Source organism: Mycolicibacterium vulneris (assembly GCF_002104765.1).
Classification (GTDB): Bacteria; Actinomycetota; Actinomycetes; order Mycobacteriales; family Mycobacteriaceae; genus Mycobacterium; species Mycobacterium vulneris.
The window spans coordinates 50,253-65,050 of record NZ_NCXM01000026.1 but is presented as its reverse complement, the minus strand read 5'-3'; the positions used below and the strand labels follow the sequence as shown (position 1 = coordinate 65,050).

12 protein-coding genes and 1 pseudogene are annotated in these 14,798 nt (G+C 67.3%); 8 read left to right on the top strand and 5 right to left on the bottom strand.

The window, feature by feature from the left end; genetic code table 11:
* Window positions 1–35: 35 nt before the first annotated feature.
* A complete protein-coding gene (gene cobG / locus B8W69_RS22075; RefSeq protein ID WP_085291898.1) occupies window positions 36–1,130 on the bottom strand; it encodes a precorrin-3B synthase in 1,095 nt (364 codons plus the stop codon).
* 720 nt (window positions 1,131–1,850) lie between these two features.
* Here cobG and B8W69_RS31540 point away from each other — a divergent pair.
* From B8W69_RS31540 to cobN, 8 genes and pseudogenes are all read left to right on the top strand, one after another.
* A pseudogene (locus B8W69_RS31540) lies at window positions 1,851–1,931 on the top strand (MbtH family NRPS accessory protein); the annotation flags it as partial.
* Window positions 1,932–1,982: 51 nt separating this feature from the next.
* On the top strand, window positions 1,983–2,678 hold the full coding sequence (locus tag B8W69_RS30720) for a tryptophan 2,3-dioxygenase family protein (RefSeq protein ID WP_245843335.1): 696 nt from the start codon (window positions 1,983–1,985) through the stop codon (window positions 2,676–2,678).
* 168 nt (window positions 2,679–2,846) lie between these two features.
* Window positions 2,847–3,674, top strand: coding sequence for an ABC transporter permease (locus B8W69_RS22060; protein ID WP_085291895.1), 828 nt, complete (start codon window positions 2,847–2,849; stop codon window positions 3,672–3,674).
* A gap of 11 nt (window positions 3,675–3,685) precedes the next feature.
* Complete coding sequence (locus tag B8W69_RS22055) at window positions 3,686–4,441, top strand: ABC transporter ATP-binding protein (RefSeq protein ID WP_085291894.1); 756 nt, start codon at window positions 3,686–3,688, stop codon at window positions 4,439–4,441.
* Window positions 4,438–5,448: an ABC transporter substrate-binding protein gene (locus B8W69_RS22050; RefSeq protein WP_085291893.1), complete on the top strand. Its 1,011-nt coding sequence runs from the start codon at window positions 4,438–4,440 to the stop codon at window positions 5,446–5,448. Before B8W69_RS22055 ends, B8W69_RS22050 begins: the two co-directional genes overlap by 4 nt.
* 11 nt (window positions 5,449–5,459) lie before the next feature.
* A complete protein-coding gene (locus tag B8W69_RS22045; RefSeq protein WP_085291892.1) occupies window positions 5,460–6,551 on the top strand; it encodes an LLM class flavin-dependent oxidoreductase in 1,092 nt (363 codons plus the stop codon).
* 41 nt (window positions 6,552–6,592) lie between these two features.
* Complete coding sequence (locus tag B8W69_RS22040; protein ID WP_085291891.1) at window positions 6,593–7,267, top strand: alpha/beta hydrolase; 675 nt, start codon at window positions 6,593–6,595, stop codon at window positions 7,265–7,267.
* 47 nt (window positions 7,268–7,314) lie between these two features.
* On the top strand, window positions 7,315–10,890 hold the full coding sequence (gene cobN, locus B8W69_RS22035; RefSeq protein ID WP_085291890.1) for a cobaltochelatase subunit CobN: 3,576 nt from the start codon (window positions 7,315–7,317) through the stop codon (window positions 10,888–10,890).
* 34 nt (window positions 10,891–10,924) lie between these two features.
* Here cobN and B8W69_RS22030 read toward each other — a convergent pair whose 3' ends face one another.
* From B8W69_RS22030 to B8W69_RS22015, 4 genes are read right to left on the bottom strand one after another with little or no spacing between them, the layout of a single operon-like run.
* Window positions 10,925–11,728 (bottom strand): SDR family NAD(P)-dependent oxidoreductase, encoded by an 804-nt coding sequence (locus B8W69_RS22030; protein ID WP_085291889.1) that lies wholly within the window; start codon window positions 11,726–11,728, stop codon window positions 10,925–10,927.
* 2 nt (window positions 11,729–11,730) lie between these two features.
* A complete protein-coding gene (locus tag B8W69_RS22025; protein ID WP_085291888.1) occupies window positions 11,731–12,363 on the bottom strand; it encodes a TetR/AcrR family transcriptional regulator in 633 nt (210 codons plus the stop codon).
* A 4-nt stretch (window positions 12,364–12,367) separates the two neighbouring features.
* Window positions 12,368–13,513: a sulfotransferase family protein gene (locus tag B8W69_RS22020; protein WP_085291887.1), complete on the bottom strand. Its 1,146-nt coding sequence runs from the start codon at window positions 13,511–13,513 to the stop codon at window positions 12,368–12,370.
* Entirely contained in the window at window positions 13,510–14,748 is a 1,239-nt protein-coding gene (locus tag B8W69_RS22015) for a DUF1214 domain-containing protein (RefSeq protein ID WP_085291886.1), read from the bottom strand. Before B8W69_RS22015 ends, B8W69_RS22020 begins: the two co-directional genes overlap by 4 nt.
* Between the last annotated feature and the right edge of the window lie 50 nt (window positions 14,749–14,798).

Sequence of the window (14,798 nt, the reverse complement as noted above, 5' to 3'; positions counted from 1 at the left end):
TAAGGCTCACACGCGGGGCGACCCGCCGCACCCGGCTACAGCCGCCGGTATCCGTCCGGTGTAGCCACCAGCACCTCACCGGCGAGGGGACTGCCGCACGCCCGGTCGCAGCCGACGAAGTGCCGGTGCACCGTCGAGTCGGCGTCCAGCGATCGCCCGGCATCGGCCCGCACGTCGGCGGCCGAGCGCGCGCAGCCGGGGGTGCCGGTGCAGGCGCTGACGGTCAGCCAGGGGGAGTGCTCGTCGAACACCAGGCCCAGGGGCGCCAGCACCCGCAGCGCGGTGTCGGCCACCTCTTCGCTGAGATCACACACCAGCACCGAGCGCCACGGCGTGATCACCAGCGGCGCCTCGATCGCGGCCAGGTACTCCGCGACGCGTGCCGGCAGCACACCCAGCGGCACCGCGGCGCCCAGCGTCACCCGCCCGTCGTCCTGGCCGATCCAGCCGACCGGCGCCTTGGTGACGGCCGGAAAGGAGGTGGCGCCCGGTTCGGCGCCGGGTAGCATCCGCCGCACGTCATCCAATTCCTGCACGCGCCAAGCCTTTCCGCGGATGTCGACGAACCGCATCGCGAGGGTGATCAGCTTCTCGACCACCTCGCCGGCCGCCAGCCGGACCCCGGTGTCGCGTCCGGCGAGCACCAGCGCATAGCCGTCGGGGAACGCGTGCACCCCGATATCGGCGCGCAGCCCCGAGACGTCGGCGCGCCCGTCATCCAGGCTGAACCAGAACCGGCCGCCTAGCTCGGCGAGCCTGGGCTCGGCGCAGAGCGCGGCGTCGAGCTCACCGACCCATGGGCGCAGGTCCGGTTTTCCGCCGGTCCGGCCCGACAGCGGCGAGGCGACGATGTTGCGGACCCGCTCATGCGTCGTCGATGGCAACAGCCCGGCGTCGGCGATCGCCTCGGCAGCCGCCGTCACGTCAGTGATTCCGCGCAATTGCACGTTGCCGCGGGAGGTCAGCTCCAGCGTTCCCGACCCTGACTGGCTACTGACGGCGCCCAACGCGGCCAACTGGGCGGCCGTGATCATGCCGCCGGGTAGCCGGATTCGAACCAGCGGGCCGTCGGCCGCCTGATGCACCTGCAGTGCACCCGGACACGCGTCTTCGGCACTGGTTCTGGCCACCGGTCAACGGTACGGGTCCGCAGATCTCCGGAACACCAGGACTGAATCTGACGCCAGCGCCGGAGCCATTTTTTTGAGGTCCGACGCACGCCGGAAAAGCCCGCAAGCGCATGATTCATCGAACCGATTTCGGAACTACCGGCTGAGCAAGCACCTCGGCGTAGATGCTGGCCAGGACCTCCTCGGTGGGGGTACACGGGGCGCGGTAACGATCGGCACCCTGGTGCATGGGCGCCGGCACCATGTAGGTCGCAGCCGTTACGCTTCGGCGAAGGATCGACGATCGGTTGCTCGTCTCGGTGCGGCTGATGGCGGGATAGCTCTGCCGGATGTTCGCGAAGCGCGGCGTCACGACCCTCATGGCCGTCTCGCGAGGCCGCATTCCCGCGTAAGGGCCGAAGCCTAGCGGTTTCGACGAAAAACGCTGTTGCAGAATGCAATCCGTGCTCGAAGCCACCCATTTTCGATCGCGTAATTTTCCTGTGGCTGCCGGAGCCGCCACTCTGTTTGCTCGCAGTTTGCTGCCGCCCACCACTCTATGTATGCGTCTCGACTACGCTACCGGGCTTCATAAGCCGGACAACAGGATTGAAACCCACAACGCTCTGGATCATGCAATCGGTCGGGACGGTTGCGGGGCCAAGCCCTAGGGCCCCGGGTCAGAAATAGCTAGTGCACCAAACTGTTCGACCCATGCCAAATCGAGGCTTTGGAGGACTGGTGAGTATCAAACCGTTCGACGACAATGGCAGCGTTTTCGTCTTGACCAACGACGAAGAGCAACACAGCCTGTGGCCGGCAGACACAGCTCCAAGCCTGTTGCCCCAGGAGTTGGACCAACGTGCCAGCTCGGTGGAAGTAACTCCCGCTGTTTGTCCGTTCAGGCATCTGCAAGACCAGGCGGACGACATCGAGGCCGAGGGACAGCCCGAGGCCAAGCTACGCTACGCGGATTACCTGCACCTCGACGAGTTGCTCGGCGCGGTACAGCCTTCGTTTGGGGACGGCGACCGGTCTGTTTGGGCCGACGAGAGGTACTTTCTGATCATCCACCAAGCCTCTGAACTGTGGGTGTCGCAGATCTTGGTCGACCTCGACCTTGCGCTTGAGTTTGCCCGTCATTCGGACTTCGACAGAGCGGTCGGTCGTTTGAAGCGCGCCAACGCCCTGCTTGAACTGATCGTAACCACACAGAATGCCCTACAACACCTTGCGGTGAATGACTTCCACCAGTTCCGGCCTGGTTTACAGGGCATGAGCGCCGGACAGTCGCACCAGTTCACGACCATACTGGCCGGCGTTGGCCACGCTCCCGTGGCGGCGTTATTCGAAATCGTCTCCGACCGGCGCAACGGCGACGGCGGCAACCGCCGGCAACGCCTCCATCTCGGCGCGCAGCTCGATGTATTCATCGCCGGCCTCACGCGCTGGCGGCTGGCTCACTTGGACGTAGTCAGCCGCTTCATTGGGGGCAGTCGGGGCACTGGGGGCACCGCCGGGCTTGGCTTCCTGATCGATCGCCTTTTTGACGCTTCCTGTCCATCGTAGGAGTGGCTGCCTTCCCGGTAGGCGGGAAACGTCGCCGCGGGCCGCCGACACGTTCCTGCCTGCCGCGCGGTGGTCCTGGATCTGGCGCCGGACCCGGTGTTCTTCGATTGCCTTCAGCCAGACGTAAACCCTTACCCCGGCCCCCGGCCGCGCCATAGCGTCGGCACAGTGAGCATTGCCACCGCGCTCGACGCTGCGCCGAGCAAGCCGGGCGGAGCCCGAGCCGGCGGGCCGAGTGGATTATGGGCGCGCCGCAAATGGGAAGTCGTGCGCGTCGCGTCGCCGCTGGCGCTGCTGGCGCTGTGGCAATTGGGCAGCGCGCTCGGCCTGATTCCCGCCGACGTGCTCCCGGCCCCCTCCTTGATCCTCGAGGCCGGCGTCGAGGTGACCCGCAACGGCCAGCTCGCCGACGCACTGCACATCTCCACCGTCCGCGTTGTAGCGGGGCTGCTGCTGGGCGGGATCATCGGGATCGTGGCGGGCGCGGCGGTCGGCCTGTCGCGCTGGGTCGAATCGACCGTGGACCCGCCGATGCAGATGATCCGGGCACTGCCGCACTTGGGACTGATTCCGCTGTTCATCCTCTGGTTCGGAATCGGCGAGCTGCCCAAGGTGTTGCTCGTCGCCCTGGGTGTGGTCTTCCCGCTCTACCTCAACACGTTTTCGGCGATCCGGCAGGTGGACCCCAAGATGCTGGAAACCGCTCAGGTGCTGGGCTTTTCGTTCGCTCAGCGGTTCACCCGGATCATCGTGCCCAGCACGGCGCCACAGGTGCTCGTCGGTTTCCGCCAATCGCTGGCCATCGCGTGGCTGACCTTGATCGTCGCCGAGCAGATCAACGCCGACAAGGGAATTGGCTTCCTGATCAACAATGCCCGCGACTTTCTGCGAATCGACATCATCATCTTCGGACTGACCATCTACGCGCTGTTGGGCATCATGACCGACGCGCTCGTCCGGCTCATCGAACGCCGCACGCTGCGGTACCGACACTGAAAGGTCCAGGCTTGACACTCATCGCGGAATCGGCCACCGCCACCCGCGGGCGGACCGACATTGCCGGCGAGCTGCGGCACGTCGACAAGTGGTACGGAAACCGGCAGGTGCTCAACGACGTTTCGGTGCGGGTGCAGCGCGGCGAGATCGTCGCGCTGGTCGGACGCAGCGGCTCGGGCAAATCGACTGTGCTGCGGGTGCTCGCCGGACTCTCGGATGACCACAGCGGACAGCGCGTGGTGGCCGGCGCTCCGGCGCTGGCATTCCAGGAGCCGCGCCTGTTCCCGTGGCGCGATGTGCGGACCAACGTCGGATACGGCCTCACCCGCAGCCGCCTGCCGCGGGCGCAAGTCCGCGATCGCGCCGACCGGGCGCTGGCCGACGTTGGGCTGGGCGACCATGCGGGGGCGTGGCCGCTGACCCTGTCCGGTGGTCAGGCGCAACGGATTTCGTTGGCGCGCGCGCTGGTGGCCGAGCCGCAATTGCTGCTGCTCGACGAACCGTTCGGCGCGTTGGACGCGCTGACCCGGCTGACCATGCACACCCTGCTGCTGGATCTGTGGCGCCGGCACGGTTTCGGGGTGCTGCTGATCACCCATGACGTCGACGAAGCGGTCGCGTTGGCCGATCGTGTGCTGGTGCTCGAGGAAGGCCGTGTCGTGCACACGCTGACCATCGAGGAGCCTCGCCGCCCACCCGGCGATCCCGGTGCGCACACCGAGCGGCATCGCGCGGAGTTGCTGAATCGTCTTGGTGTGCGGCTTTGACGCGGGGCTTCGTCGCGCTGGCCGCGACGGTCGTGTTCCTGTTGGGTGGATGTGTCTCGCGCACAGCAAGTTTGGGGCCTAAGCCGCCGCCGGGGGCGGTGCCCCTGTCGGCGCTGTCCGGTCTCACCCTGCAGGTGGGGGATCAGAAGGGTGGCACCGAAGCGCTGCTTCGCGCCGCCGGGCAGCTGGACAACCTGCCCTACCGCGTCGCGTTCTCGACGTTCACGTCCGGGCCGCCGCAAGTCGAGGCGGCCACCGCGGGCAAGATCGACTTCGCGATCACCGGTAACACGCCGCCGATCTTCGGGGCCGCCAGCAACGCGAAGATCAAGGCGGTCTCCGCGTACGGTGGCGGCGGGGCGGGCAATCGCGTTCTGGTGCATGCTGACTCGCCTATCACCTCGGTCTCCGATCTGCACGGGAAGGCGATCGCCGTCGCCAAGGGCAGCTCGTCGCACGCCAACCTGCTGGCCCAGCTGGACAAGGCCGGGCTAAAACCCGCCGAGGTGAAGTTCGTGTTCCTCCAGCCCGCCGACGCCCTGTCGGCGTTCAGCCAGCACCAGGCCGACGCCTGGGCCATCTGGGATCCCTATACGGCCCAGGCCGAGCAGCAGATCCCGGTGCGCAGCATCGCCGAGGCGCAGGGCGTCACCAATGGCGACTGGGTGGGCGTCGCCTCCGACCAGGCGCTGGACGACCCGAAACGCAACACCGCGCTGTCCGACCTGCTGGTACGTTTCGAGAAGGCGGTTCAGTGGGCCAGGGCTCATCCCCAAGAATGGGCCCAAGACTATTCCGCCGCAGTAGGATTGGATCTCCAGGTGGCGGCGGTCGCGGCGACGCGCAGCCTGCGGTTGCCGACCGAACTCGGTGACGACGTGGTCGCGTCGGAACAGAAGCTGGCCAATTTGTTCGCGGCCGCAGGCCAGCTCGCGTCGTCGCCCAGGTTGGCCAACTGGGTCGACCGTCGATTCAATGAGGTGTTGCGACCAGGCCTCACCAGCTGATCTGAGGAGTTATGGCGGCAAAATTTTTCTGGTTCCTGCCGACCACCGGCGACAGCCGGTCCATCGTGGGCGGCTCGCATGCGTCGCCGCATCACGTGGTTCCGGCGAGTCATCGCAAGCCGACTCGTCGCTATCTGGCCGAGGTGGCGCGCGCCGCGGACCGGCTCGGTTACGAGGGCGTGCTGACTCCCACCGGAACCTGGTGTGAGGACGCGTGGTTGACGGCATCGGCGCTGCTCGCCGAGACGGAACGGTTGAAGTTCCTGGTTGCCTTCCGGCCGGGCCTGGTGCCGCCGACGTTGGCCGCGCAGCAGACCGCGACGCTGCAGCGCTTTTCGGATGGTCGGGTGCTGCTCAATGTCGTCAGCGGTAGCGACGACCGCGAGCAACGCCGCTTCGGTGATTGGCTCGGCCACGACGAGCGCTACGCGCGCACGGGTGAATTCCTGCACATCGTCAGTTCCGTGTGGCGGCAGGAATCCGTCGACTTCGAGGGCAAGTACTACCACGTCGAAGACGCGCGGGTGTCGGAGCCGCCGGATCCGTTGCCGCAGATCTATTTCGGCGGATCCTCAGCGCCGGCACTGGCGATCGCGGCCGAATACGTGGACGTATATCTCACCTGGGGTGAGCCGCCGCGGGCCGCCGCGGAGAAGATCGCCAAGGTGCGGGCGCTGGCCGAAGAACGCGGCCGCAGCGTGCGGTTCGGGATCCGGTTGCACACCATCAGCCGCGACACCTCCGCGGCGGCATGGGCCGTGGCCGAGGAACTGGTCAGCCAATTGAGCCCCGAGCAGATCGCGAATGCCACTGAACAGCACGGTCGTTCGGAATCCGAGGGGCAGCGCCGCATGACCGCGCTGCACGGCGGCCGTCTCGACAAGCTGGAGATCTATCCGAATTTGTGGGCCGGGGTGGGGCTGGTGCGCGGCGGTGCGGGCACCGCGCTGGTCGGTAGCCACCAGGAGGTCGCCGACCTCATCGCCGAATACCACGCGCTGGGCTTCGACGAATTCATCCTGTCTGGCTATCCGCATCTGGAAGAGGCCTACTGGTTTGCCGAGGGCGTGCTGCCGATCCTGCGCAACAAGGGCGTTGCCTGATCGAGGATTGAACACGCGTCAGTGCGGGCATCCTCGTGCCCGTGAGAACGGTGGAATATGCCCCCGGTCGGTGGGCCGATGTCTTCGGCGAGCCGGCGCCGTCCACGATCTTGTTGTGGCATGGTGCGCAAACCGATGCCCGCGCCGCCGTCGGCCCGCTGGCCGGCATGCTGGCCGGGCGCGCCGCGGTGGTGGTGGCGCCGGACTGGAACTCCCATGCCGATGACGGCGGGCGGGCAGATCTGCTGCGGTCGCTGGAGTTCACCCGCAACCTCGCCACCGACGCCGGGCGCATCCTGCTCGTCGGGTGGTCGATGGGCGGCGCCGCCGCGGCGGGCGTGACGCTGCGCGCGGCGCAATTCGACTTCGCCCCCGCGCACACGGTGTGCCTCGCCGGAGCCTTCATGGTCCCCGATCCGATCTCCGGTGAACCGCTCACCGACGGGTTGAGCGCCGCCGATGTCGGTTCGCCGTTCTCGTTGCTGCACGGACTCGACGATGACGTCGTGCCGGTGGACGCCAGCCGGGATTTCGCCGCCCGCCTGGAACGTATCGGCTGGCCCGTGGAGGTGGTGGAATTGGCGGCCGATCACGGGTCGATCGCCGGCGCCAACTACGACGCCCTCGCGGACCGCTACGAACCGGCGAAGGACGGCCCCGCGCGAATCATGGCGCAACAGGTCGCCGACCGGATCGCGGCGATGCTGGGCGGTTGACCGGTCCCAGTAGGCGCGCGTACGCCTCGTTGCGGTACGAATGACGGGTGGCTGAGCCGACCATCCTGCTGCTGTCGACATCCGATACGGACCTGATCAGCGCCCGTTCCAGCGGGAAGAACTATCGGTGGGCCAACCCGTCGCGGCTGTCGGACGACGAGCTGCCCGGGCTGCTGGCCGGCGCCGCCATCGTGGTGGTGCGGATCCTCGGCGGCTACCGGGCATGGCAAAGCGGGATCGACACCGTGATCGCCAGTGGGGTGCCCACGGTGTTGGTCAGCGGCGAGCAGGCCGCCGACGCCGAGTTGACCGGTCTGTCCACGCTGGCGGCCGGCATCGCTGTGCAAGCCCACATCTACCTGGCCCACGGCGGCGTGGACAACCTGCGCCAGCTGCACGCCTTTCTCTCGGACACCGTGCTGATGACCGGGTTCGGATTCACCCCGCCGGTCGTGACCCCGACATGGGGGGAACTGCCGCGGCCGAACGCCATTGATGCCGACGGCCCGACGATCGCGGTGCTGTACTACCGCGCGCAGCACCTGGCCGGCAACACCGGCTACGTCGAGGCGCTGTGCCGGGCCGTCGAAGACGCCGGCGCGCGGGCGATGCCGGTCTACTGCGCATCGCTGCGCACCGCCGAACCCGAACTGCTGCAACGGCTGGGCGACGCCGACGCCATGGTGGTCACCGTCCTCGCGGCCGGGGGACTGAGGCCTGCGGAGGCGGCGGCCGGTGGTGCCGATGACAGCTGGAACGTCGAACACCTTGCCGCGCTGGATATCCCGATCCTGCAGGGGTTGTGCCTGACCAGCCCGCGCGCCCAATGGCGCGCGAACGATGACGGCCTGAGCCCGCTCGACGTGGCCAGCCAGGTGGCGGTGCCCGAGTTCGACGGCCGCATCATCACGGTGCCGTTCTCCTTCAAGGAGATTGACGACGACGGCCTGATCTCTTACGTCGCCGACGCGGAGCGCTGCGCCCGCGTCGCGGGGCTGGCGGTCCGCCACGCGCGGCTGCGCCAAATCCCCCCGCCGGACAAGCGGGTGGCCCTGGTGTTCTCGGCCTATCCCACCAAGCACGCCCGCATCGGTAACGCGGTCGGGTTGGACACGCCGGCGAGCGCCATCGCGCTGCTGCAGGCGATGCGTGAGCACGGCTACCGGGTGGGTGAGCTGCCGGGCGTCGAGGCCAACGACGGCGACGCCCTGATCCACGCGCTGATCGAGCGGGGCGGACAGGACCCCGACTGGCTCACCGAAGGCCAACTGGCTGGCAACCCCATCCGGGTCTCCGCCAGGGATTACCGCGAATGGTTCGCGACCCTGCCCACCGAATTCACCGACGCCGTCACCGAGCACTGGGGCCCGGCACCCGGGAATCTTTTCGTGGACCGCAGCAACGATCCCGACGGCGAAATCGTGATCGCCGCAATGCAATCAGACAATCTGGTGCTGATGGTGCAGCCGCCCCGCGGCTTCGGGGAAAACCCGGTCGCCATCTATCACGATCCGGACCTGCCGCCCAGCCACCATTACCTGGCCGCGTATCGCTGGCTGGACGTCGGCTTCGGGTCACACGCGGTGGTGCATCTGGGCAAGCACGGCAACCTGGAATGGCTGCCCGGCAAGACGCTGGGCATGTCGGCGGCCTGCGGCCCCGACGCCGCTTTGGGCGACCTGCCGATGATCTACCCTTTCCTGGTCAACGATCCCGGCGAGGGCACGCAGGCCAAAAGGCGCGCGCACGCCGTTCTGGTCGACCATCTGATCCCTCCGATGGCGCGCGCCGAATCCTACGGTGACATCGCGCGTTTGGAGCAGCTGCTCGACGAGCACGCCAACGTCGCCGCGCTGGACCCCGGCAAGCTGCCCGCCATCCGCCAGCAGATCTGGACGCTGATGCGGGCCGCGAAGATGGACCACGATCTGGGCCTGACCGAACGTCCCGAGGAAGACTCGTTCGACGACATGCTGCTGCACGTCGATGGCTGGCTGTGCGAGATCAAGGATGTTCAGATCCGTGACGGCCTGCACATCCTTGGGCAAAAGCCAACGGGGGGTGCCGAACTGGATCTGGTGCTGGCGATCCTGCGGGCCCGCCAATTGTTCGGCGGCGAGCACACCCTGCCCGGATTGCGACAGGCCCTGGGTTTGGCCGAGGACGGCACCGACGACCGGACCACGGTCGATCACACCGAGGCCGTGGCCCGCGAGCTCATCGCCGCGTTGCAGGCGACCGGCTGGGATGCCGATGCGGCCGTAAGGATCGCCGACGACGCCGACGTCGCCGCGGTGCTGCGTTTCGCGGCCACCGAAGTGGTGCCACGGCTCGCCGGCACCGCCGCCGAAATCGAGCAGGTGCTGCGCGCCCTGGACGGCCGGTTCGTCCCGGCCGGCCCGTCCGGATCCCCGCTGCGCGGCCTGGTCAACGTGCTGCCCACCGGCCGCAACTTCTATTCCGTCGACCCCAAGGCAGTGCCGTCCCGGCTGGCCTGGGAAGCCGGTGTGGCGCTGGCTGATTCGTTGCTCACCCGCTACCGGGACGACCACGGGCAGTGGCCGCAATCGGTCGGGCTGTCGGTGTGGGGCACCTCGGCCATGCGCACCGCCGGTGATGACATCGCCGAAGTCCTTGCCCTGCTCGGTGTCCGCCCGGTGTGGGATGACGCGTCGCGGCGCGTCGTCGATCTGGCGGCGATTCCGCTGGCCGAGTTGGGCCGCCCGCGCATCGACGTGACGGTGCGCATCTCCGGTTTCTTCCGGGACGCCTTCCCGCACGTCGTGACGATGCTCGACGACGCGGTGCGGCTGGTCGCTGAGCTCGACGAGTCCGCCGAAGACAACTACGTTCGTACGCACGCCCAGGCTGACCTGGCTCAGCACGGCGATCAACGCCGCTCCACCACAAGGATTTTCGGTTCCAAGCCGGGCACCTATGGTGCGGGCCTGCTGCAGCTGATCGACAGCCGCAACTGGCGCGACGACGCCGACCTGGCCGCCGTGTACACGGCGTGGGGCGGGTTCGCCTACGGCCGCGATCTGGATGGCCGCGAGGCCGTCGACGATATGAACCGGCAGTACCGGCGCATCGCGGTGGCCGCGAAGAACACCGACACCCGCGAGCACGACATCGCCGACTCCGACGACTATTTCCAGTACCACGGGGGCATGGTGGCCACGGTGCGCGCGCTGACCGGCCAGGCGCCCGCCGCCTACATCGGCGACAACACCCGCCCCGATGCGATCCGCACCCGCACGCTGTCGGAGGAGACCACCCGCGTGTTCCGGGCGCGTGTGGTCAATCCGCGCTGGATGTCGGCGATGCGCCGGCACGGATACAAGGGCGCGTTCGAGATGGCGGCGACGGTGGACTACCTGTTCGGCTACGACGCGACGGCCGGGGTGATGGCCGACTGGATGTACGAACAGCTCACCGAGCGCTACGTGCTGGACCCGGAGAACCGCAAGTTCATGTCGGAATCTAATCCCTGGGCGCTGCACGGCATGGCCGAACGGCTGCTGGAGGCGGCCGGGCGTGGCATGTGGGCGCATCCGCAACCGGAAACCCTGGAGGGGTTGCGTCAGGCGCTGCTGGAAACCGAGGGCGATCTGGAAGGCTGACGGGGCCCTGTGTGGCTCGAGCGTGACGGGGCAGTCAGATGAAGTCTGACCCGCCATCGACGTTGACCGTCGCGCCGGTGACGTAGCCGTTGCGCCGCGACGCCAGGTAGGCGGTAAGGGAGGCGACCTCTTCGGGCAGTCCGGCGCGGCCGAGGTCGCAGGGCTGGTGAAAGTTGTTGTCGATCCAGGTCATGACGTCGACCGGATTGGTGGCGTCGAGGCCGTCGGCGGCGAGGATGTCCTTGAGCGCTTCGGTGAAGCTCGCGGTGACGATTGTTCCAGGACACACGCAGTTGACCAGAATGCCGTCCGTGGCAAGGCTTTTCGATAGGTTCTTGGTGACACTGGCCAAGGCCGATTTCGATGCCGTGTAGGCGATGATCCGCGGGTTTTGGCGCTGGATCGAATGCGCGGACAACGTGACGATGCGGGCCCAGTCCGCGGAGCGCAGCAGCGGCAGAGCGGCGCGAATCGACCGGACGGCCGACATGGTGCCGAGGGTGAACGCCTCGTCCCACTGTGCGTCGTCCATCTGCTCGAAATAGCCGTCACCCGGTCCGATCGTGTGGACCAGGGTGTTGAGTTGCCCCCAACGTTGCGCGACGGCGGCGAAGCCCGCGGTGATGGACTCGGCGTCGGTCATATCCACGCTGATGCCCACGGCATCCGGAGCGCCCGCCCGCCGCAGCGACGAAACGGCGGCATCGAGCGCCTGGTGGCCTCGGGCCATCACCGCCACGCTGGCCCCTTCGGCCGCAAGGGTTTCGGCGATGGCCAGTCCCATACCCTTACTGCCGCCGGTGACCACGGCCGTCGATCCGGCAAAGCCCAGGTCCATCGCTAGTCTCCTTTGATCGGTTCCGCGACCCGCACGCCCAGCCCGCGCAGGCAGAACCGCAGCATGCGTTCGCGGAGAACGTTGCGGTCGAAATCGCCCGTCGCCCAGTGTTGGTTGATGCCCGCCCAGACCACCCCGTGAATGAACTGGGCGCCCGTCATCGGGTCGACGTGGTGGAACACCCCGCTCTGCAGGCCGCGCTGCAGCGCCTCGCTGAGCGGCTTGAGCATCTCCGCGTACGCGGGCTGAATGAGTGCGGAGGACTGCGACTGAGCTTCCATCGACAGACGACGCAAGTCGGATTTGATGTTGTCATCGAACGCCAGGTCGAGTCGTCCATCGATCCACGCCGCGACCGCGTCGACCTCGGTGACGGCAGGTGCCATCCGGCGTCGCAGTCGCCGTTCCTCGGCGCGCGCCATGTCGAGAAACAGCGCCGCCACCAAATCGTCCTTGGATTCAAAGTGCCGATAGAACGCCCGGGTGCCCAGCGCGGCCCGGTCCAGCACCGCGCCGATGCTGAGCTTCCCAATTCCCTGCTCTCGCAGAACTGTTGAAGCGGCAGCCAGGATCTCGCGGCGCACCGCTGCGTCCGGGCCGAGTTTTTCGCGTCGGCGCGTGCGGGGAGTGCTCACGGATTCAGGCGCTCGCGTCGTAGGCGGCGAGATAGTCCGCAAAGCGCTCGCGAACGTGTTCGGGTGTCAGGCCGTAGTCGGCCAGGTCATAGTCATGTGCGCCGCGGGAGCCCGGCCGGTGGTCCGTGGCCCAACGCTTGACCGAGGCGAGGGTGGCATCGGTGAAGGTCAGGCCCAGCGTGCCGTAGCTGGTTTGCAGTGTGCCAACCGGATCCGTCTGGAGGTCCGCGAACGAGACGTCGGCGAATCGGTCATCGCCCATCCGGTCGCGGAAATCCATCGCCCGCCGGACACCTTCGACCCAGCTCTCGACTTGCTCGGCGCCGAGTTCCCTGGCGTCGTCGCGGTCGCTGCTCCAGCTACGCACATATCGGATCAGGCTGCAGACCGAACCCATCACTTTGGCCGGATCGCGATGACTCCACAGGAATTTGGCGTCGGGGTATGCCTCGACGAGCGCGTCGAGGGCGAACATGTGTACGGGCGTCTTGAGATGCCACAGCACCGGCGGACAGTGCCATTGCAACAGCCGGAGCACTCGCCGATGAAAGACGTAGGTCTCGCGCATGTCGCACCTCATCAACCACGCGAGATACCCGGGTGCGCGCACGGCGCCGTCAAAGTGGAAGGTGCGGAAGCTCATTCCCATCAGGTCCTGGCATTCGGTCGGCGCTGTGGCCTCGGAGTTATACAGGGTTTTCATCAGCGGGAACATGTCGTCGAGCATCTTCAGGCCGGCCTCGGCCTGCGCGATCCGCGGATCGTTGTGTTCGGTCGCGGCCTCCGGCGGCGGGGTGGGCGCTTGCGACTCCCACATCCGCAGCGACCGGAACTGGGGATCGGCGGCCACCAGCTGGCTCAGCGCGGTGGTCCCGGTGCGGGGCAGGCCGATCACGAAAACGGGGCCCCCGACCGCCTGGTCGTCGATCTCGGGGTGCTGCCGGTAGGCGTCCTCAATCTTGAGGCGTTGGATCAGGGCGTTGCTGATGGTGGCGTGCTGGATGACCCGCCCGATGTCGTTGAGGTCCGCCTCGCTGTTCAGCGCGTCGACGATGCGTTCGAGTCCCTCGCGGTAGTAGGACGATCCGAAATCGTCGAGACCGGTTGCGGTTCGGGCACCGCCCTCCAACTCGTCAGCGTCGAAGGTCACCGTCCGAACCTTTCGTGCACCGCGCGGCGCCGTGCCGCGAGGATTGATGCGCGCTCTTCGGGGGTGACTTGCGGTGTATCCGAGGGCAACTCGGTGTGGATGTCGTCGAACGGCACCACTCGTGTCATCGGTGTGGGCGCCGTTTCGGTTCGCACACACCGCAGGATGATCGGGCCGTCGCTGTGGCCGGCGGTGTCGAGCCAGTTGGCGATCCCGGGGTCACGATCGCACAGCACCACGCGGACTAATCCATCGGAATCGATCGCGGCCTGATGGGCATTCAGGCTGGACTGGTGGCGCCCGTAATGGATCGTCTCCCACCACGGGTTGCCGATCGAGAAACTCCAATAGATTCCCTGTGGCGGTTCCACTTCGACGATGAGGGCCTCGCCCGGGTGCAGTTCCCACCGGCCGATCACCGGCCGATTCTCCGCGGCGGCCCCCATGTCGGTGCGATCGATCGGGGGCAGGAAGCCGTTAACCGGTGCGGCGGACCCGAACTGCAAGAAGAACGCCAGGTTGTCGGCGACGAAGTCACCGAGTGCGGTCAGTTGGCTGGTCACCGCCGAGTAGGGATCGACCGGACGGGCTGTAGCCCGGACGGGATCACCGAGTCGCTCGATGCGCAGCGACGACGCCAGCTCGGTGTCCCAGTCGTAGAAGAAGTGCCGCACCGTCAGCGTGGGATGCTCACCTTCGATACGCATCCAATTGCCCACTTGCCCAGGTTGTTTCGAGGCCGACAGCACCACCTCGAAGTTCCCGTCGGGATCCGTTTCGAGCTCGTCGACCAACTCGTTGGCGGTGGCGGTGATGCCGTTCATCGTCTGGAGCCCGACGTAGCGGGCGGTGCCGCGGTTGCCGTACAGCCGATAGCTCTCCCCGCCGCGCAACGCGGCGCGGGTGTAGAGGCAGTCCGGGCATTCCATTCCCCAGGTCACGATGTCATCGGTGCTGGTGCGTTGGACGCGCAGTGCCGGATCGGGATCGAACCGCAGCGCCTCGTCGATACCCGCAGTGAGCAGCACCAGCAGGTGCCGGATGCCGGCGGCGACGTCGATCAGGTTGCGGCTTGCCGATTCGGATTCGACGGTCTGCGCGGCTTCGTTGAGCCGGCTCAAGAGTTGCGACCACGCCGCGAACGGATCGCGATTGCTCGCCTCGCCCGACGATTCCAAGGCCGCCTCGGCGATCGTGAACGGCAGCCACGCCAGCGGCTTCTTCGGATCGCCCATGACTGCCTACTTCGATTGGTGTCCCGCGGTCTTAATTGAAAATAACGTTT